The following is a 19,222-nucleotide window of genomic DNA, read 5'->3' on the forward strand; positions in this document are numbered from 1 at the left end:
CCACGCATCACCTCGCGACCAGCAGGTTGTCGGACTAGTGTTGGGATCGGTTACCGGCGAGTAGCGCGGGTTATCGGCCGCGGGGCCCCGACTTGGGATCGTCGCCGGTTCCTCTAGCCTGGAAAACAGAAGACCGCCCGCCGGACTGAGCAGCCCGATCGTGTGCCCGAAAGACCACAAACGTCGTCTGAACCCCGACGCCGGGGTCGGCTGGAGGAGTCGAGCATGACCAAGAAACCGCAATCGCAGTTCCTCGGCCCCGAGCAGCGCGCGACGGCATGGGAGCGCTTCGGTAAGGATCACTTCGACGTGGTCGTCGTTGGTGGTGGCGTGGTCGGCTCGGGTATCGCGCTCGACGCGGCGACGCGCGGTCTCAAAGTAGCGCTGGTCGAGGCGCGCGATCTCGCCTCCGGCACCTCGAGCCGCTCCTCGAAGATGTTCCACGGCGGGCTGCGCTATCTGGAGCAACTGGAATTCGGGCTGGTCCGCGAGGCGCTGCGGGAACGTGAACTCGCACTGGCCCGGCTCGCACCGCATCTGGTGAAGCCGCTGCGCTTCCTCTACCCGCTCACCCGCCGCGGCTGGGAACGTCCGTACGTGGCCGCCGGGCTGGTGCTCTACGACACCATGGGCGGCGCGAAATCCGTTCCCGGCCAACATCATCTAACCCGGCACGGGGCACTCCGGCTGGCGCCCGGTTTGCGCCCCGACTCGCTGATCGGCGGCGTCAGTTACTACGACACGGTTGTCGACGATGCCCGCCACACCATGACCGTCGCCCGCACCGCCGCGCACTACGGTGCGGTTATCCGCACTTCCACCCAGGTCGTCGGCTTTCTGCGCGAGGCGGATCGGGTCGTGGGGGTGAAGATGCGCGATAGCGAGGACGGCCGCACCGGGGAGATCCGCGGGCATGTGGTGATCAACGCGACCGGTGTGTGGACCGATGAGGTCCAAGCGCTTTCGCACAATCGCGGCCGCTTTCACGTGCGCGCGTCCAAGGGAGTGCACATTGTGGTGCCGCGCGACCGCATAGTCAGCGATGCCGCGATTATCCTGCGCACCGCGACCTCGGTGCTGTTCGTCATCCCGTGGGGCGCGCACTGGATCATCGGCACCACCGATACCGACTGGAATCTGGATCTCGCCCATCCGGCGGCAACCAAGGCCGATATCGACTATCTGTTGGACCGAGTCAACCAGGTTTTGGTTACCCCGCTCACCCCCGCGGATATCGACGGTGTCTACGCGGGTCTGCGGCCTTTGCTTGCGGGAGAAAGCGATTCGACTTCCAAGCTGTCGCGCGAACACGCAGTCGCCCGCGTTGCGCCGGGGCTTGTCGGCATCGCGGGCGGCAAGTACACCACCTACCGGGTGATGGCCTATGACGCGGTCGATGAAGCGGCGCAGGATATTCCGGCGCGCGTCTCGCCGTCCATCACCGATAAGGTTCCGCTGCTCGGTGCCGACGGCTACTTCGCGCTGATCAATCAAACGGTGCAACTCGCCGAGGCCTATGGTGTGCATCCGTACCGGGTCAAGCATCTGCTCGATCGCTACGGTTCACTCATCGACGAGGTCATGGCCATGGCCGACGGCAAACCCGAACTACTGCAGCCGATTATGGACGCGCCATCATATCTGCAGGTGGAGGCCGCCTACGCGGCCGCCGCGGAGGGCGCACTGCACCTGGACGACATTCTGGCCCGCCGGACGAGGATCTCCATCGAATACTCGCATCGCGGCGCGAACTGCGCCGAACAGGTAGCCCATCTGGTCGCACCGATACTCGGCTGGGACGACGACGAAATCGACCGGGAGGTAAGCACTTACCAGGCCCGCGTCGACGCGGAGATCCGCTCCCAGACCCAGCCGGACGACCCCTCCGCCGATGCCCTTCGCATCGCGGCCCCCGAACCGCGCCCGGAGATCCTGGAACCGGTCCCGTTGGACAGCTGAGGGCTAACCGACAGCTGGCGGCTTTTTCGGGGTTTCGACCTGGGTGGCCCAGGCCAAGAGCGACCGAATATAGCGCAGTACCAGTTCATCCGGGTACTGCTGCGGGTCGGCCAGATGCAGCCGAGCCAATTCCTCCAATGCCGCGAGCATGATGCGCTCGGTCGCACCATCCGGATCGACGGTGACTCCCGCATGGCGCGACAGATGCCGCGCGCCGATCGCCCGCGCATAGGCCCGGCCGACTTCGAGCCGGTCGCGCAGATCCGGCGGTCCGCCGTCGGGTGGGCTGAGGATGATCCGCCAACTGGTCGGCGCGGCATGCAGATAGGCGAGAATGCCGCGGCCGATCCGATCCGCATCGTCATCGGTGTCCGCCCAGTCGAGACTGCCGATACCGGCCAGTGCGATGGCCGATTCGCGATCCACCAGTGCGGTCATCAGCCCGGACAGATCGGTGAACTGCTGATACACCAGTGCCCGTGCCACCTCGCCCTCGCGCGCGACCCGATCGATACTCACGGCGCCGAAGCCGTCGACGGCGACAATAGCGCGCGCCACATCGAGTAGCTGCGCGCGCCGCTCGGCTGCGGACATGCGGCGCTTGGGCGTGGAACAGGACTTCGCAGTGGGGTGCTCAGAGGTCGAGCGCTCCGTGGTCACGGCAAAGACGGTAGCGCAAGTAGCAGGTCCACCGCCTTGGCAGCGCTCTGCACCGCGCTCTCCATGGTCGCCGACCAGTCGGTCGCGGTCCAATCACCGGCCAGTACCAGCGTCGGCACCGAGGTGCGCTGATCCGGGCGCAGGCCGTGCGTGCCGAGCACCTGCGAGAACGTCGCTTTCGGCATTCGAACTACGTGTCCCTGAACGACTTTCGCATTTTCGGCGGCCGGGTAGTAGCGGCGCAGCAGGCGCATTTGTTCGTCGATGATCTGCTCGTTGGTCTTGTGTATCTGCTCGTACGCGCCGCTGGTGGTCAGGCAGTACAGCCAGGCCCGGTCGGTGCTGCGCCCGGTCATCAACTGCCGGTCGAAGACCTCGTCGATGACGCCGGTGCCGCCGATCAGTGCCTCGAATTCGGCCTCGGTGCCGAGCGGGCGGTCCAGGTACAGGTTGGTGCTGACGATCGGTGTATATCCCAATTTATCTGCGGCGGCGTAGATTTCGGAATGTTCCGGCAATTCATCCAGCAGTCCGCCGATATTCGAATTCGGTACCGCGCAGACAACGGCATCGGCCGGGACGACCGAACCATCGGCGAGTACCACCCCAGTCACCGCACCATTCTCGATATTGATGCGGCGGGCCACCGCGCGATGGCGGACCTCGACACCGTATTTCTCGAAAACCTTTTGGGCCCCGGCGATGTAGAGGGTATCGAGGTCGGTGGTCGGGTAGCCGATGGTGACCGCCCGACGGTGTTCGACCCCGAGCCGGATGCCGGTGGCCAGCAAATCGGCGAGGATCTTGGCCGATTCCTGCTGGACGGGCTCGGCCGCGAGGCCGAGAGCGAGCCAGTCCCACAACGCTTCTCGCGCCGGAGCGGGCATGCCTACCCGGTTGAACCACTGTTCGGTGGTGAGATCGGCGAGGTCAGCGGGTTGGTGCAGGCTCTGCCAGCCGAGTCGCACCGTGGCTCGGGCGGCGCGCAGCCGATCGAGCAGGCTCGCGTCGGGATGTGCGCCGAACAGCGTGCGCCATGCGCCCCAGCCCTCGGTCGACATGAACACGCTGCGCCCGCCCGGCCAGCGCAGCGTCCCGCCGTGCGGGAAGGCGACGTACTGGCGGGTGCCGACGCTGGTCAGGTAGCGGAACAGATGGTCATAACCGCTGGCGATCACATGCTGGCCGTTATCGGGAAGGTCATCGGCCGCTTCGACTTTCATCGCATGTGTCCGGCCGCCGAGTCGGCCGCGGCGTTCCAGCAGCGTGACCTGCTTACCCGCCTCGGCCAACCAGACCGCGGACGCCAGCCCGGCCAGTCCACCCCCGATGACCACGTACCGCCGCAGATCGTTCACATTGCACTCCCTATATTAACTTACATTCTGCAAGTTAATCGGGAGTGCCTGGGCCGTCAAGGGTTTGGTCGAACGGCGATCTGCTGCATGGCATGGAATTCGATCGAGCTGTGCGCGGAGAACACCGTGACCTCGTCACCGTGGTCGCGCACCAGTTCGCGCAGCCGCTGCTGGTTCTCGATGCGGGCGGCGGGAAGTATCTGCACATTCTTCTCGAACATGGCCGTACCGAACGGTTGTCGCGGCCGAACCGGGTCGAGTACGCCGGGATGGAAGTAGGAGTCGCCCGCGGATAGCAGCCAGCCGCTTCCGGTATCGACGGCGACACCCGCATGACCGCGGGTATGCCCCGCGAGCGGGATGATCAGGATTTCCGGGGGCAGGCCGGTCAATTCGCGCACCGCGTCGAAGCCGAACCAGCTGGCACCGGTATCCGCGTACGACTCCCAGCGTGGACCGTGCCGAAACTGAGGTTCCTTGTAGCGCAAGCGTTCTTCCCGCGTATGTCCGCCCTGTAGGGCGCGCAGTTCCTCGGCGTATACGTGCACCCGCGCATGCGGGAAGTCGGCGAGTCCGCCCGCGTGGTCGAGATCGAGATGGGTGAGCACGATGTCGCGGACGTCCTCACGTCGGTAACCCAGTGCCTCGATCTGGTGCACGGCGGTCTGCGCGAGATCGAGGACCGGATTGGTGAGCCGCAGGAAGCGACGGCCGAGCCATTCCTCGGGCCGATGGACCGCCTGTTCGCCGACGCCGGTCTCCACCAGGACGAGTCCGGAGTCGAGTTCGAGGAGCAGGCAGTGGCAGACCATTTCGGCGCGGCCGAAGATGCTGCCGGTGCCGTCGAGGAGACGGCCACCGAGTGGGCGCATGGTGCCGCAATTGAGGTGGTGCACGCGCATCAGGAAAGCTCCCGTTCGAAGGTAGTACGCAGATGGGCGGCGACCGCGCGCAGCGGCGCGACATCGCGTTTGGTCTTGGCCAGCATCAGGGCGCCCTCGATCGTGGCGAGGGCGACGGTAGACAGTTCGGTGGCCCGCTCTCGGCCGATTCCCTTGTCCCGCAGGTACTTTTCGATCGATTCGCGCCAGGATTCGAAACCGGTGACGCAGGCCTGCCTGATCGTTTCGCTTTCGCGCCCAGCGTCGAGTGCGATGGTCGCGATCGGGCAGCCGCGTTCGAAATCGGACTCTACGAGCAGCGCGGTGAGGACGTCGAAGACGGTGGCGATATCGCCGCCATCGGCAAGGATCGCGTCGAGCTGGTCGCGCAATTGCCTGCTCGATTGGGTGATGGCCTCGGCGGCGAGTTGTTCCTTGCCGCCCGGGAAGTGGAAGTAGAGCGAGCCCTTGGGGGCGCCGCCCGCGCTGACGAGTTGATTCAGGCCGGTGGCGTGATAGCCCTGGGTGTGGAAGAGGTCGGCCGCGGCGTCGATGAAGCGTTGGCGGGAGTCGGTGCGAGGTGCCACGCTTTCACGGTACGTGAACTATGACGACCGGTCTAGTTAGTTCGGGAACTGACGGATATTCGAGATGGTCGGTAGCAGTGGATTCAGGGTGTTAGCTACTGAGTGGCAACTCGTTCCCGCTCGGTTCGATCAGGCGGGTTCGGGTTGGCAGCGGGGACAGAAGTAGATGCCGCGCTCGCGCTGGGTGATGCGGTCGGACTGGGGGTTTCGGGCTGTTCGACCGGGCTGGGGTTCGGTCTCGCCGAGTAGATGCACGATCATGCGGGTGCCGCAGCGCTGACACGGACGGCGGGCGCGCCCGTAGGCCAGTGCCCGCCACGGCGGTTCGGTTGCGGCCTTGGTGAGCACGCGATGGGCCTCGTGCACGAGGGCGAGCAGGTCGGGGACATCGGCGACCGGTGTGGCCGGGTGGACGCGGCGCAGGAAGCAGATTTCGCTGCGGAAGATATTGCCGATACCGGCCAGATTGCGCTGGTCCAGTAGGGCGAGGCCGATGGGTTGGGCCGGATGCCGTTCCAGCCGTCGCAGCGCCTCGGTCACATCCCAGTTCGCGCCGAGCAGGTCAGGCCCGAGATGGTCGGTGGCGGTGTGCTCGTCCGCGCGTCGCAACACCTCGACGGTACCGAGCGAAAAGCCCACCGCCTCGGTGTCATCGGTGCCGAGCACCAGCCGGGCGGTCACCGGCGGCCGCGTCCACCGTTCACCGGCGCAGTAGGTCCGCCATTCGCCCTTCATCTTCAAATGCGTGTGGACACTGACCTCGTCGGTGCGGACGAAAAGATGCTTGCCATAGCTGGCGACACCGTCGACCCGCTGCCCGACCAGATCGACCGTCGCATAGCGCGGCACCCGGAAATCGCTGCGGATCAGTGTCTTTCCCTCCAGCGCGAGCCGCAGCCTGGCCGCGGTCAGGAATACGGTGTCGCCTTCAGGCATGGCTCGACCATAGATTGATTCGGGCCGGGGTCATTGTCTGCTCCGCAGTGCGCGTCCGCTCATCGCCGCGCAATTCACCCTTCGCGGTGTGCGAGTGGCCGTCGCCGCGCGTGCCGGAACGGGCACGTCGTGCGTGGGTTCGTCGTCGGGTCACGGCTTGCTTCGCGATCGCAGGTCGCGTGGTGTCGCGGAGAATTCGGTCTCGCTTCGCGGTGTGCGAGGGGCCGTCGCCACGCGTGCCGGAACCGTGCCGCTTTGCGTGGGTTCGTCGTCGTCGGGTCACGGCTTGCTCCGCAATCGGAGGCCTCTTGGGGTTGCGGAGAATCCGGCCTCGGTGAGGAAACCGGCGAAGGTGTTGCCGTGCACGGTTTCTCCGTCGACTCGGTCGATTACGAGCGAGTCGACGCGGCGGTCGCGCACCAGATCGGCCAGGGCGGTGGCCGCGGCTTGGCGGAGGTTCGGGTCCTCGGTGAAGGTGAGTAGGGTTTTGCCGCCGCGCTCCAGATAGAGCGTGAGTTCGCCGTCGACGAGCACGACGATCGCACCGGCCTTGCGTCCTGGACGGTGACCTGCGCCCTCGGCCGGTCCCTTCGGCCAGGGAAGTGCCGCGCCATAGGGGTTCGCGGGATCGCTTGCCGCCAAGGCTGATGCGGTGCTCCGGCGTTGTCCGCCGCTGCCGGGACGGGTGCGTTCGGTGTCGAAGGAGCGTAGTCGGTCCACCACATCGGTGGTCGAGAATTGTGCACCGCCGAGCGAATCGATGAAATAGCCGCGGCGGCAACGGCCGCGATCCTCGAATTCGGTGAGCACGCGGTACATGAGTGCGAATCCGCCGGGCACGCCCTCGTTCTGCACCGAGCCGCGGGTCAGCACGCCGTACCGCTCCAGCAGGGTGTCCGCCGTTGCGTGGGCGCGCAGGGTGTTGTCCGCCACCCGTTCCGGCAGGAGTGACCAGCGGCCCGCCACGGCGGGCGGTCCGGATCTGGTCGGCATATTCGGTCGTGGGAGATAGGCCCGTCCGCGTGGCGCGCGCCGGGGTGTGCGATGTGCGGTTGTGGTCCGGGCCGTGCCTGAGAGCAGGGCGCGGACCGGGGCGAAGGTGTCACCGGAGACGACGCCTGCCCAGACGAGCTCCCACAGTGCGGTCGCGACTCGAGCGTCGTCGAGGAGTCCGGTGGCATCGGAGAGTTGACGGAAGAAGTATGCGCCGCCGCCGTGCAGGACCGGCGGAAGTCGCGGTGGCGAACTGTTTCGGCGGGCTGAGCCGTTGGTGGTCGCCGAGGTGCCTCGATTCGCGGAAATGCCCGGCATCGCTGAAACATCCTGTACTGCATCATCCAGCGAGACGACCTGGTCTGGCCCTGCGGGTGGTTCCTCCGTATCGGCATCGATAGGCGTCCATGGGGCGATCGATGCGCCCAATGCGTTGAGCAGGCGCAGGTGTACCTCGGACAGTTCGATCTCGTCGGCGGGCGTCAGCGTGAACGGCGCCTGGTCGGCCAGGTGCAGGGCAATCCAGCCGTCCTTGGCAGTGATGGCGCCGTGCCCGGACCAGATGACCTCACCGGTGGCCATCAGTTCGTCCAACATGGAGGGGGAGTAATCGCGCACCCGCGCGGGCAATACCAGCGATTCCCATGCGGACGCGGGAATCGGCACTCCCGCAAGCTGTTCCATCACTGCCGCGACCCCGTCGACGCCGCGCAATTCACCGGTACCGATGTGTTGCCAGGACGGTAGGAATCGGCCGAAGGCGGCGGTCGCGACGGGTTCGACCTCGTGTCGGGCGGCCGCGAGGGATCGGCGGCGCAATCGGCGCAGCACCTGGCTGTCGCACCATTCCGGGCCGCTGGCCGCCGGCGTGAATTCGCCCTCTACCACGCGCTTTTCCGCGACCAGCCGATGCAGTGCCGTCGCGGCGACCGCGGTGCCGAGTCCGAAACGAGCGGCCACGGCCTCGGTGGTGAACGGTCCGTGCGTGCGGGCATAGCGCCCAACGAGGTCTCCGAGCGGATCGGCGACCGGTTCGATGAATGCGGCCGGGGTGCCGATGGGCAGCGGCACGCCGAGCGCGTCGCGCAGGCGCGCGGCATCCTCCACGGCGACCCACCAGGTCCGTCCGGCGAACGTAACCTCGAGTGCGCGCTTCGATTTCACCAAGCCGGCGAACCATTCCGCCGGATTACCGGTGGGTTCTGCGTCGTCGAGTTGAACGCCGCCACACCGCTGCGCGGCTTCCTCGGCAGTAAGCGGTCCGAGCAGCCGCAATAGATCGGCCAGCCCCTCCGCATCCCGCGCCGACCGTTCGGGTGTGAGCCGCTGCAATTCCCGCTCGGTTTGCTCGATGACGGTGGCGTCCAACAGCTCCCGCAGTTCCACCCGCCCGAGCAATTCGGCGAGCAGACTCGAATCGAGCGATAGTGCGGCCGCCCGACGTTCGGCCAGCGGACTGTCCCCGTCGTACATGAACTGCCCGATGTAATCGAACAGCAGGGAATTGGCGAACGGTGACGGTGTCGCGGTCTCCACCTCGACCAATCGCACCTGGCGACGCGCCACCCGTCCGAACAGATCCCGCAGCGACGGAAGATCGTAAACGTCGCGCAGACATTCGCGCACCGTCTCCAACAGGATCGGAAAGTCCGGAAACTTCCGCGCCACATCGAGCAATTGCGCCGACCGCTGCCGCTGCTGCCACAACGGCGCACGTTTACCCGGATCGCGTCGGGGCAGCAGCAGCGCCCGTGCCGCGCACTCCCGGAATCGCGATGCGAACAGCGCCGATCCGCCGACCTGCTCGGTGACGATCTCGTCGATCTCATCGGGCTCGAACACGAACAGCTCAGCACCGGGTGGATCGTCGGTGGTATCGGGCAGTCGCACCACGATTCCGTCATCGGAGGCATTCGGCGCGACATCCACGCCGAACCGCTCCCGCAGCCGCGCACCGATCGCCAACGCCCATGGCGCATGCACCGGTAAGCCGTACGGCGAGTGCAGTACCAGTCGCCAATCGCCGAGTTCGTCACGGAAGCGCTCGACGATCAGGGTTCTATCGCTGGGCAATTGTCCAGTGGCAGTGCGTTGTTCATCGAGCAGCGTCACCAGATTCGCGGTGGCATTCTCGTCGAGGCCTGCACCACGTAGGAGTGCGTCGACTGCCGGATCCGCTGGGGAGTTCTTCTTGGGGTCGAGGCTCGAACCCTTCGGCGATTGCGCACCGGCCTTGCGGATGAATTCGCCTAGCGCCGCACCGAGTTCGGCGGGCCGACCGAGTCCGTCACCATGCCAGAACGGCAACCGTCCCGGCTGCCCGAACGCGGGCGTGACCAGCACCCGGTCGAAGGTGATCTCCTCGATGCGCCAGCTGGTCGCGCCGAGGGCGAATACATCGCCGACCCGCGACTCGTACACCATCTCCTCATCGAGTTCGCCCACCCGGGAGGCCTTTTCACCGACCATGTAGACCGCGAACAGGCCGCGATCCGGAATCGCGCCACCCGAGGTGACGGCCAGTCGTTGCGCCCCCGGCCGACCGGTTAGCGTGCCCGCGTCGCGGTCCCACACGAGCCGGGGTCGCAATTCGGCGAACTCGTCCGACGGATAGCGACCGGCGAGCAGATCGAGCACCGATTCATACGCCGATCTGGGCAGCGAAGCGTAATTGCCGGTGCCGCGCACGGTTTCGAACCAAGCGTCGACATCGATGGGTTCGAGCGCGCAGGCCGCGACGGTCTGCTGGGCCAGGATGTCCAGGGGGTGCGCGGGAACTTGCAGGGCCTCGATCTGCCCGGCAGTCATCCGCTGTGACGCGACCGCGCAGTGGATGACGTCGGTGCGATGCTTCGGGAACAGCACCCCGCGCGAAATCTCACCGACCTGGTGCCCGGCTCGCCCGACTCGCTGCAACCCGCTGGCCACCGAAGGCGGCGCCTCCACCTGCACCACCAAATCGACCGCGCCCATATCGATTCCGAGTTCGAGACTGCTGGTAGCCACCACACAGCGCAGCCGTCCGCTCTTGAGATCGTCCTCGATCAGCGCCCGCTGCTCTTTGCTCACCGACCCGTGGTGCGCCCGGGCCAACAGCGGATCCGCGCCGTGGATCACTTCGGTCGATGCGCCGAGTTGGGCGGGCGGTTTGTGCCCGCCGCGCGGGTCAGGCCGGGAGGAGGCAGCTTGCGTAACCACGGCGGGCCCCGTGCGCGGCGAATCGGACACAGTCTCGACGGCCTCGCCCAGCCGCGCGGCATAGGCCTCATTGAGCCGTGCGGTCAGCCGCTCGGCCAACCTGCGCGAATTCGCGAAGACGATCGAAGACCGGTGGTCCAGCACCAGGTCGACGATCGCCTCGTCCACATGCGGCCAGATGGATCCGGGCTGATCGGAATCGCCCGGCTCGGTCATATCCGCGATCGGCACACGCACGGACAGATCGAAGGTCTTGGGAGCGGGCGGCGAAACGATCGTGATCGGCGCATTTCCAACCAGAAATCGCCCGACCTCCTCAGGCGGGCGCACCGTCGCCGAGAGCCCGATCCGCTGCGCGGGCCGCTCGGTCAGCAGATCCAACCGTGCCAGCGAAAGCGCCAGATGTGCGCCGCGCTTACCGCCCGCGATGGCGTGCACCTCGTCCACGATCACCGTGTCGATATCGCTGAGCGTCTCCCTGGCCGCCGAGGTGAGCATCAGGAACAGCGATTCGGGAGTGGTGATCAGAATGTCGGGCGGCGTCCGCTGCATCGATCGCCGCTGCGCCGCACTGGTGTCGCCGGAACGAACACCGACGGTGATCATCGGCGGGTCCAGGCCGAGCCGTTTCGCGGTCTGGGTGACCCCGACCAGCGGCGCGCGCAGATTCCGTTCGACGTCCACCGCCAATGCCTTCAGCGGTGACACATAGAGCACCGAGGTGCCGACCTTGCCCTCGGGTTTCGGTCGGGTCGCGAGTTGATCGATGGCCCACAGAAAGGCCGACAGCGTCTTACCCGAACCGGTTGGCGCGACGACCAAGGTGTGCTCACCTGCGGCAATGGCCTTCCATGCGCCCAGCTGAGCAGACGTCGGCGCGGGAAATGCGCCGTCGAACCACTCTTGGGTCGCGGTGGAGAACTGGGCCATGGCATCAGTGTGCACCCGGGCACCGACAACCAGCAGCGGCGGCCGGAATACCTCGAGTCCGGCAAATGGCTGGTGGGCCCGAGCGAAGGGGTGGCAATCGAAGTACGGCCGCCAGCGTCGCGCCGTACGCTTCCAACCGTGCAAAAGGTGCTCAGACTCGACCTGGTCAGCCATGGCATGACCGAGGCGATGCGAAAGGCACGTTTTCCAGTAGACGAATCGCTGACCGAGGCCGGTCGCCGAGCAATCGCCGCGTGTGGCCGCCTGACCGCGGCGCGGGTACTCACCGGACCCGAACGCCGGACCGTGGAAACGGCTGCGCTGATGGGGCTTCCGGGCGAGGAGGACACCCGGCTGCGCGATCTGGATGCCGGCGCGTGGCGCGGCGGCGAACTGATGTCGGTGCCGCAGGATGAGCTATATGCCTGGCTGACCGACCCGCAGTTCCGTGGTCACGGTGGCGAATCCGTAACCGATGTGGTCGAGCGGACCAGGTACTGGATGGCCGAAATCGCTTCCGAGGGCATGTCAACCATCGCCGTCACCCATCCGGCGGTGATCCGCGCGGCACTGCTGGTGACCCTGGACGCGCCGCCGAAATCGTTCTGGCGGATCGACATTCCGCCGGGCAGCGTCACCCGGCTGCACTATCGCGGCGAATGGACGTTGCACTTCACCGCGTGAGATCCGGGCTCATCGCGCGCAGTGGCCCTTCGCCCATAGTTACGAGCAGTCGTACCGCATCGGTGATCAAGCGCACCGGAATCGACGGATCGACGGCTCGTTGCATGCCGAGCCCGATACCCATGCTCAGGATTGCGGTCGCGGCATCCTCGGCGGGCATCGGCAGCGGGATTCCGGTCATGTCCGAAAGCGTCTGCACCTGCGCCGCGACAGCGCCGCGCATCATGGCCAGGCTCGAGACCAGCGCGGCCTGCAGTTCCGGATCGTCGCGGGCGACCGTGGCGAATTCGACTTCGAGCATGGTCCAGCCGACATCGCCGATGGTGTGCTCGGCCCATTCGTGGAATCGAGCCAGCTGGTCGTCGAGCGTCTCGCCCGCCGCGATCAGATCGGCCACCTCGCCGAATTTCGTCGCGTGGATCAGCCCGAGCACCTCTAGGCACAGTTCCTTCTTGGTGCGGAAGTTCGAGTAGACCGCGCCCTTCGAGTAGCCCGCCTCCTCGGCGACCCGCTCCAGGCTGGTTTTCACATAGCCCTCGGCCAGGAAGAGATCGCGTGCGGTCGCGATCAGGTCGGCCCGGGTGCGGGCCTGGCTTTCGGACCGGGTCAGACGTGCCATGCCGCCGATTCTACGTACCGGTGGCTTTCAGATACTGAAGGTATTTGAATCCTGCTAGTGTGTGGAACCATGGGTAACAAAAACCGGCGCGGCATGGCCGTAGGCTGCGGCGGAACGCTCGGGTTCGCCTGGATCGTGGCCGCGCTGGCCGCCACCCGCGAGGTACTCGACTGGGAGCCGCGCGAGGCGGATGTGCTGCTCGGCACATCGGCGGGTGCCGAGACGGTCACCCTGCTCGGCAGCGGCATCGGCGTGGATGAACTCGTCGCGATGCAGCGCGGTACCTCGACGAATCCGATTCTGTTGGCGCATATGCGTTCCGAGCCCGGGCGGTTCCCGCCGCTGCCTCGACCGCGGCTGGGTGAGTTGGCATTGAGCCTGCGTGCGCCCGCGACCGGTCAGCGGTTGCTCACCGCGGGCAGCGGCCTGCTGCCGATCGGCGGTGGCGATGCGAGCTGGCTGCAGCACCTTGCCGATCGCCTGAATCCCGGCCGGTCCTGGGTATCTCACCCCGCGACCTGGCTGGTCGCCATGGATTACGCGACGGGAGAACGGGTTCCATTCGGCTCGCCCGACGCACCATCGGCGAACCTGGGTGCGGCGCTGCGTGCGTCGTGGGCGGTTCCCGGCTGGTTCCCGCCCGTATCGATCGACGGACGTCGCTTCATCGATGGTGGTGCGGGCTCGACCGCATCAGTGGACCTGCTTGCCGCACAACAACTCGACGAGGTGCTGGTGCTCGCGCCCATGGCCTCCGTCGAAGAAGTCCCCGCGACCGGTCCCGGTCATTTCCTGGAGCGGCAGCTGCGCAATCGCATGAGCGCCCAGCTCGCTGCCGAGGTCGCGGTGTTGCGTGCGGCTGGTACGCGCGTCCTCGTGATCGGTGCCACCGCAGCTGACCTCGCTGTAATGGGACCGAACTTCATGGACGGCCGTCGTCGTCTCGAAACCCTCGAACACAGCCTGCGCAGCACCCGCCGAGCGCTGGAACAAGGAGCATTCGCATGAATATTCTCGGTCACGGTTATCCGGGTATCGACCTGAAGGGCGCGCGGGTGCTGATTACCGGCGCGGGCCGCGGCATCGGACAGTCGACCGCGGAACTGTTCGCGGCCGAGGGCGCTGAACTCGCCATTGCCGATGTCGACACTGTCGCAGCCGAATCCGCCGCTGCCGCGATCGGCGCGCGTGCCTATGAGCTCGATGTCCGTGTCCGCGACCAATGGGACAAGGTCGTCGCAGACTTCGGCGCGGTGGATGTCCTGGTCAACAATGCGGGTGTCATGCCCGCGGGCGCGTTCCTCGATGAGCCCGACGCGGTCGGCCGCGCCACCATCGATGTCAATGTCTGGGGTCTGATCCACGGCATGCGCGCCGTGGTGCCCGGCATGATCGAGCGCCGCCGCGGCCACGTCGTCAACGTCGCCTCGCTCGCGGGCAAGATCCCGGTCGCGGGCTTGGCCGTCTACAACGCCAGCAAATTCGCCGCCGTAGGCCTATCCGCCGCAACACGTTTGGAGTTCGCACCGCAGGGCGTCAGCGTCAGCTGCGTGATGCCCTCGGCTGTGCGCACCCGCCTCTCCTCCGGTCTGTCCCTCGGCAAGGGCATGCCGACAGTGGATCCCGAAGACGTCGCCGCCGCCATCCTGCAAACCTGCGAAACCCGCAAGGCCGAAGTGGCCGTCCCGAACTACCTGGGCCCCATCGACATTGCCCTGGCCGCCGCTCCCGAGCGCGCAGTCCGCCTTGTTCGCCGACTCCTCGATGGCAACCGCGCCCTCCACCCAGCCGACTCCGAAACCCGCGCGAAGTACGAACAACAGGTCCGTTCGATCACCGAATAGTCGGATCTTATCCGGCAAGAGAACGATTGCCCCGAGGCTGCACCTGCTCCGCAGTCGAAATCGACTGCACCCGGTGCCTCGGCACCTGGCACCTATATCTGAACCGACCGGGCACACCCCGTCACAACCGGGCACCCATAAGCGGGTGCCCGGTGCCGAGACAGCTACCTCTGCGGTTACACCTGAGGTGGTTCGATGCTGAGGTCGCGCAGGGCGTTTCGGTAGAGCTCGACGTTGGCCAATTTGATGTCCTCGTAGCCGCGGACCATGTCGGGGAGTGCGGCGGCCCGGGTAGCGCGGTCGTAGTCCGCTGGGCCGAGGTTTGCGGCCAGTGTTGTCACCATTTCCGTGTAGTGGCTGAGCAGAGTGCGTTCGACGCGGCGGACATGGGCATAGCCGAATGGGTCGAATTTGGTGCCGCGCAGGCGCTTTCCCTTGGCGAGGACACGCAGGGCGAAGTGACTGCGTGGGCCGAGACCGATCTTCTTCTTGCGGCCCATGGCGCGCAGGATCGGCGGGTGTAGGCGGTAGGTGAGGTTGGCGCCGTCGGGAATTCGCTCGCTGACCTGGTCGAGGAAGGCCGGGTCGGTCAGGCGCCGCGCGACCTCGTATTCGTCCTTGTATGCGGTAAACTTGTAGAGGCCACGGGCCACTTGCTCGCTGAACTCGGTCCGGTCGGTGATACGCCGCTCGGCATCCCAAATGCGTTGCACGGTACGGACGTAGGCGCGGGCCACCCGCACGCCCTGGAAGCTGATCAACTCGACGGCACGCAGTTCGAGCAGTCGCCTCGTCTCACCTGACGCGGTCACACCATCGAAAAGATCTGACGGAATGGCGATCTCGGGGCGCTTGTGCGTCTTGGGTGTGGTGGCAGCGGCGAATTCATCCGGCCGCGCGATTGCCACCCGTCCCCAACGGAAAGCCGCGATATTGGCATGCACCGCAACACCGTTGATCTCGATGGCCTCCTCGATCGCCGACGCGGGTATGCGCAGACCACCGATCTGATAGGCGGCGCCGACGAGCAGGAAGTTGGCGGCCGCGGTGTTGCCGAACAGCACCTCGGCCGCGGCCAGCGCGTCGAACGAGCGCACCGAGCGCGACACTTGCTCGAGTCGGGCAAGCAGGTCGCGCTCTTCGGGATACGCGACGGACTTGTCGTAGACCATTTCGCCAGTGGGGGTCTTGCTGGTCGAGGCGACGGACAGGGTGGTCTGCTTCGACCCGTTGGCCAGATTCTTGTTATCGGTGGCCGTGAGCAGGTCGAATGCGACGATGCAGTCGGCCGAACCCGGCGTAAGCCGGTTCGCCGGTTCCAATTCGCCACTCGCGAAGCGCAGATGCGATACGACCGGTCCAGCCTTCTGACTCAGGCCGATCTGGTCCAGACTCGCCACCTCGTACCCGGCGCGTAAGGCCGCGGTCGCAAGCACCTGGTTGACCGTCACGATTCCGGTGCCGCCGATACCGGCGAGGAATACATTCTGGGTCGTCGCAGGCGCGCCGTTCGGCAGGTCGGGTTGTACCGGCGGCTCGGGGCGTCGAGTCGCCTTTCGCTTCTCGGCTTTCGCGGGAAGCTCGACCGTTACGAACGAGGGGCAATCGCCGTCCATACAGCTGTAGTCGGTATTGCAGGAGGTCTGATCGATGCGGGTCTTGCGGCCGAATTCGGTTTCGACCGGCTGCACCGAAAGACAGTTGCTCTTGACACCGCAATCGCCACAGCCCTCGCAGACCGCCTCGTTGATGACCACCCGGGTCCGCCGAACCGGCAGCGTGCCCCGCTTGCGCTGGCGGCGCGCGTCGGCGGCGCAGTGCTGGTCGTAGATGAGCACGGTCACCCCGGGAATTGCGCGCAGGGTGCGCTGGGCTTCGTCGAGCCGATCCCGGTGCCAGAGCAGGGTTCCGGCGGCGAGGTCGCGCTTGCGGTACTTCTCGGGTTCATCGGCACAGATGATGATTTGTCGCACGCCCTCGGTTCTGAGTTTGTGGGTCAGCATGGGCACCGCGAGTGCTCCCTCGGCGTCCTGCGCGCCGGTCATCGCGACGACATCGTTGTAGAGCAGCTTGTAGGTGATATTCACACCCGCGGCGATACAGGCCTGCACCGCGAGTTGTCCGGAGTGGAAATACGTTCCGTCACCGATGTTCTGGAACAGGTGCGGCACCGAGGTGAACGGGGCCTGCCCGATCCACTGCGCACCTTCACCGCCCATCTGGGTCAGCCCGGTCACCTTGCTGTCGTCGCGGCCGGACATGGTCACCATGGTGTGACAGCCGATGCCGCCACCGGCGATCGACCCTTCCGGCACGGCGGTGGACCGGTTGTGCGGGCAGCCGCTGCAGAAGTACGCGGCCCGCTTCGCGGGCAGAACCGAAAGTGACAGTGGTTGCGGCAAGGTGCGTTTCATCTCCAGCCGACCCTGCAGCGCACGGCGCAGCGGTGCGACGATCCGACCAGAGGTGAGCTCGCCGTCATGAGCGAACAGCGGCCGGTTCTCGGCATCGCGCTTGCCGATGATCTCGGGCGCATCGACAGAGCCATACAGGATTTCGCGGATCTGCGTTTCGATGAACGCGGTCTTGTCCTCGACGACCACGATCCGCTCCAACCTGTCGGCGAACTGCCGGACGCGTTCGGGAGCAATGGGATACGGCATGCCGATGCGCAGCAGTCGGACCCCGGCACGATGCAGCGCGTCGTCGTCGGCGCCGAGATCGATCAGTGCCTGGCGCACCGCGTCGAATGTGGTTCCGGTGGCGGCGATTCCGATGCGGGCACGCGTCGGATTCACCTCGATGACGTCGAGTTCATTGAGTGCGCTATAGGCCTGCACCATCTTCCAGCGCGGTCCGTACAGATCGGCCTCGGCGAGCACGCTGTCCGTCGGCGCGGCCATCGGGCGCTGTTGGTAGGTGAATGGCCTTTCCTCCCAGTCGATCTCGGGAATAGTGATGTCGATATCGCCAACCTTGCCGTCGACTGTCCAAGCGCCATCGGCCACGTCGGCGACAATTTTCAGCGCGACCAGACATCCCGATGCGCGCGAGAGGGCGACACCGTGCAAGCCCATGGTGATGATCTCGCGGGCGTTGCGCGGAAAGAGCACCGGAATACCCATTGCGGCCAGCGAACGCTCACTCACCGCCGGCACGGTCGAGGACTTGGATGCCGGATCATCGCCGACCAGCAACAGCACGCCGCCACGCGCATTCGCGCCGTACATATTGGCGTGCCGCAGTGCATCAGTCGCGCGGTCGAGACCTGGGCCCTTGCCATACCAGACTCCGACAACGCCGTCATGGGTCGCCGCGCCGGCGGGCAGATCCGCCTGGCTGCCCCACACCGAGGTTGCCGCAAGCTCCTCGTTCAAACCGGGGACAAACGAAATATCGTGCTCGGCCAAAACATCCGGCATCCCGCTGAGCATCTTGTCGACACCGCCCAGCGGGCTGCCCTGATATCCGGAGACGAAGGTACCGACCCGGCGTCCGGCGCGCAGATCGCGAACATGCTGCTCGACCAGCTGTCGAGCGATCGCCTGGACGCCGGTGAGGATAACGGTGCCCGCACCCACGCGGTAGCGGTCGGCGAGGTCGTAGGGGGCTGGGATCAGTTCGCGGTCGGCGAGCTCGGTCATGTAGTCCACCCATCCGCGAGGCGCCGATCGGGCGCTTCGCTGTTTTGAGCATTTGTTGCCGCAATCCTGTACTTGAAGAGCTGAACGCACAACTGATGCGCGCCACATTGAGCAGACTGCGCAATTTGAAGCTCGATCGGTGGACACCGGCTATGCAGGATGCGAGGTGAAATGTGATCCCGCCCACGATGACCCGGTATGAGCTGCGTCAGGCGTTACAGCCAGGCGGCTACGCCACCATGATGGGAGCAGGTGCCCGAGCGGTGTTGGCTGTAGCTGTATGTGCCGTCGGCGCAGCGGGCGGTGGCTCCGGGCGGGGCGGCGGGGGCGGACTGGGGGCGGTGGACACATTGGTTGTCCGAGTTGAGGTATGAGTCGTCGCCGCAGGTCTGCTGGGATTGTGCAAGTGGGGCGGCTGCCACCGGTGGTTGGTACGTGGGGGGTGGTGCTGAGGCGATCGGTGCCGGGGCCGGCGCGGGCGGCGATACCGACGTGGTCGGCGCTGCGGTCGACGCCGCCGTGGTGGTCGTAGTCGGCTGCGGCGATGTTGTCGCGGGCGGTGTCGAGGTGGCCTTCGACGTGGTGATCGACGCCGTAGCGGCGGTGAGGCCGGGGCCGCTCGATTGCGGCGCGCAGCCGCTGAGCAGCAGTGTGAGCGCACCCGCGAAGGCGATGCCCGTGCCGACGAAGGTGGTGAAGCGATTCCTCATGTTCCCCTACTGAATTTCTGCCAGGGCGATCTGAAAGGTTTGGGTGCCTGGACTACTCGCTCCATCGCTCTGGCATACATCCCGTTACCGACACTCGCAGCGACTCACCGCAAAACACTTACCGATGAAAAAGGGTCCAGGCCAGTCGGTTTGGAAACCGACCGGCTCGGACCGTCAGTGGCAAGGGCAGGATTTCGAACCTGCGGCCTCTGCGTCGCG

General features: G+C 66.2%; 14 protein-coding genes. 5 read left to right on the forward strand and 9 right to left on the reverse strand.

Annotation, left to right across the window (positions count from 1 at the left end; translation table 11 throughout):
- Window positions 1-225 precede the first annotated feature (225 nt).
- Window positions 226-1,959 carry a glycerol-3-phosphate dehydrogenase/oxidase gene (locus tag ACIBI6_RS22150; RefSeq protein WP_364355312.1) on the forward strand — a complete coding sequence of 578 codons (1,734 nt, stop codon included), beginning with the start codon at window positions 226-228 and terminating at the stop codon, window positions 1,957-1,959.
- 3 nt (window positions 1,960-1,962) lie between these two features.
- Here the strand turns inward: ACIBI6_RS22150 and ACIBI6_RS22155 are convergent, their stop codons facing one another.
- The 6 genes from ACIBI6_RS22155 to ACIBI6_RS22180 all read right to left on the reverse strand — a co-directional run bounded on the left by ACIBI6_RS22155 (window position 1,963) and on the right by ACIBI6_RS22180 (window position 11,502).
- The gene (locus ACIBI6_RS22155; protein ID WP_364355359.1) at window positions 1,963-2,553 is read right to left on the reverse strand and encodes a TetR family transcriptional regulator; all 591 of its coding nucleotides are present in this window, start codon (window positions 2,551-2,553) and stop codon (window positions 1,963-1,965) included.
- Window positions 2,554-2,615: 62 nt separating this feature from the next.
- A complete protein-coding gene (gene hpnE, locus ACIBI6_RS22160; protein WP_396957540.1) occupies window positions 2,616-3,977 on the reverse strand; it encodes a hydroxysqualene dehydroxylase HpnE in 1,362 nt (453 codons plus the stop codon).
- Between the two features lie 56 nt (window positions 3,978-4,033).
- Window positions 4,034-4,879 carry an MBL fold metallo-hydrolase gene (locus tag ACIBI6_RS22165; RefSeq protein ID WP_396957541.1) on the reverse strand — a complete coding sequence of 282 codons (846 nt, stop codon included), beginning with the start codon at window positions 4,877-4,879 and terminating at the stop codon, window positions 4,034-4,036.
- The gene (locus tag ACIBI6_RS22170; RefSeq protein ID WP_364355303.1) at window positions 4,879-5,445 is read right to left on the reverse strand and encodes a TetR/AcrR family transcriptional regulator; all 567 of its coding nucleotides are present in this window, start codon (window positions 5,443-5,445) and stop codon (window positions 4,879-4,881) included. The genes ACIBI6_RS22165 and ACIBI6_RS22170 overlap by 1 nt, the downstream gene beginning before the upstream one ends.
- A gap of 129 nt (window positions 5,446-5,574) precedes the next feature.
- Window positions 5,575-6,381 carry a DNA-formamidopyrimidine glycosylase family protein gene (locus ACIBI6_RS22175; RefSeq protein ID WP_396957542.1) on the reverse strand — a complete coding sequence of 269 codons (807 nt, stop codon included), beginning with the start codon at window positions 6,379-6,381 and terminating at the stop codon, window positions 5,575-5,577.
- A 279-nt stretch (window positions 6,382-6,660) separates the two neighbouring features.
- On the reverse strand, window positions 6,661-11,502 hold the full coding sequence (locus ACIBI6_RS22180) for an ATP-dependent helicase (RefSeq protein WP_396957543.1): 4,842 nt from the start codon (window positions 11,500-11,502) through the stop codon (window positions 6,661-6,663).
- Between the two features lie 138 nt (window positions 11,503-11,640).
- Between ACIBI6_RS22180 and ACIBI6_RS22185 the strand changes: the two genes are divergently transcribed.
- Window positions 11,641-12,186, forward strand: coding sequence for a histidine phosphatase family protein (locus tag ACIBI6_RS22185; RefSeq protein ID WP_364355294.1), 546 nt, complete (start codon window positions 11,641-11,643; stop codon window positions 12,184-12,186).
- On the opposite strand, the gene ACIBI6_RS22190 is transcribed toward ACIBI6_RS22185, so the two are convergent.
- Window positions 12,176-12,805, reverse strand: a complete 630-nt coding sequence (locus tag ACIBI6_RS22190; RefSeq protein WP_396957544.1) for a TetR/AcrR family transcriptional regulator — start codon at window positions 12,803-12,805, stop codon at window positions 12,176-12,178. The two genes, ACIBI6_RS22185 and ACIBI6_RS22190, sit on opposite strands and share 11 nt — an antisense overlap.
- A 69-nt stretch (window positions 12,806-12,874) precedes the next feature.
- On the opposite strand from ACIBI6_RS22190, the gene ACIBI6_RS22195 reads away from it, so the two are divergent.
- Window positions 12,875-13,813 carry a patatin-like phospholipase family protein gene (locus ACIBI6_RS22195; RefSeq protein ID WP_396957545.1) on the forward strand — a complete coding sequence of 313 codons (939 nt, stop codon included), beginning with the start codon at window positions 12,875-12,877 and terminating at the stop codon, window positions 13,811-13,813.
- Window positions 13,810-14,649: an SDR family oxidoreductase gene (locus ACIBI6_RS22200; protein ID WP_396957546.1), complete on the forward strand. Its 840-nt coding sequence runs from the start codon at window positions 13,810-13,812 to the stop codon at window positions 14,647-14,649. The genes ACIBI6_RS22195 and ACIBI6_RS22200 overlap by 4 nt, the downstream gene beginning before the upstream one ends.
- 176 nt (window positions 14,650-14,825) lie before the next feature.
- Here ACIBI6_RS22200 and ACIBI6_RS22205 read toward each other — a convergent pair whose 3' ends face one another.
- The gene (locus ACIBI6_RS22205) at window positions 14,826-18,293 is read right to left on the reverse strand and encodes an indolepyruvate ferredoxin oxidoreductase family protein (protein ID WP_396957547.1); all 3,468 of its coding nucleotides are present in this window, start codon (window positions 18,291-18,293) and stop codon (window positions 14,826-14,828) included.
- Between the two features lie 215 nt (window positions 18,294-18,508).
- Window positions 18,509-18,715 (reverse strand): DUF3761 domain-containing protein, encoded by a 207-nt coding sequence (locus ACIBI6_RS22210; protein ID WP_396957548.1) that lies wholly within the window; start codon window positions 18,713-18,715, stop codon window positions 18,509-18,511.
- Between the two features lie 13 nt (window positions 18,716-18,728).
- Here ACIBI6_RS22210 and ACIBI6_RS22215 point away from each other — a divergent pair, with 13 nt between their 5' ends.
- The gene (locus ACIBI6_RS22215; RefSeq protein ID WP_364355276.1) at window positions 18,729-19,016 is read left to right on the forward strand and encodes a hypothetical protein; all 288 of its coding nucleotides are present in this window, start codon (window positions 18,729-18,731) and stop codon (window positions 19,014-19,016) included.
- The last annotated feature ends 206 nt before the right edge of the window (window positions 19,017-19,222 follow it).

Origin of the sequence: Nocardia sp. NPDC050412, from assembly GCF_044458825.1 — a bacterium.
Classification (GTDB): Bacteria; Actinomycetota; Actinomycetes; order Mycobacteriales; family Mycobacteriaceae; genus Nocardia.

Coding starts and splice junctions, on each gene's coding strand:
- ACIBI6_RS22150 (WP_364355312.1), top strand. CDS start 226: ATGACCAAGAAACCGCAATCGCAGTTCCTCGGCCCCGAGCAGCGCGCG.
- ACIBI6_RS22155 (WP_364355359.1), bottom strand. CDS start 2,553: ATGTCCGCAGCCGAGCGGCGCGCGCAGCTACTCGATGTGGCGCGCGCT.
- ACIBI6_RS22165 (WP_396957541.1), bottom strand. CDS start 4,879: ATGCGCGTGCACCACCTCAATTGCGGCACCATGCGCCCACTCGGTGGC.
- ACIBI6_RS22175 (WP_396957542.1), bottom strand. CDS start 6,381: ATGCCTGAAGGCGACACCGTATTCCTGACCGCGGCCAGGCTGCGGCTC.
- ACIBI6_RS22180 (WP_396957543.1), bottom strand. CDS start 11,502: ATGGCCCAGTTCTCCACCGCGACCCAAGAGTGGTTCGACGGCGCATTT.
- ACIBI6_RS22190 (WP_396957544.1), bottom strand. CDS start 12,805: ATGGCACGTCTGACCCGGTCCGAAAGCCAGGCCCGCACCCGGGCCGAC.
- ACIBI6_RS22195 (WP_396957545.1), top strand. CDS start 12,875: ATGGGTAACAAAAACCGGCGCGGCATGGCCGTAGGCTGCGGCGGAACG.
- ACIBI6_RS22200 (WP_396957546.1), top strand. CDS start 13,810: ATGAATATTCTCGGTCACGGTTATCCGGGTATCGACCTGAAGGGCGCG.
- ACIBI6_RS22205 (WP_396957547.1), bottom strand. CDS start 18,293: ATGACCGAGCTCGCCGACCGCGAACTGATCCCAGCCCCCTACGACCTC.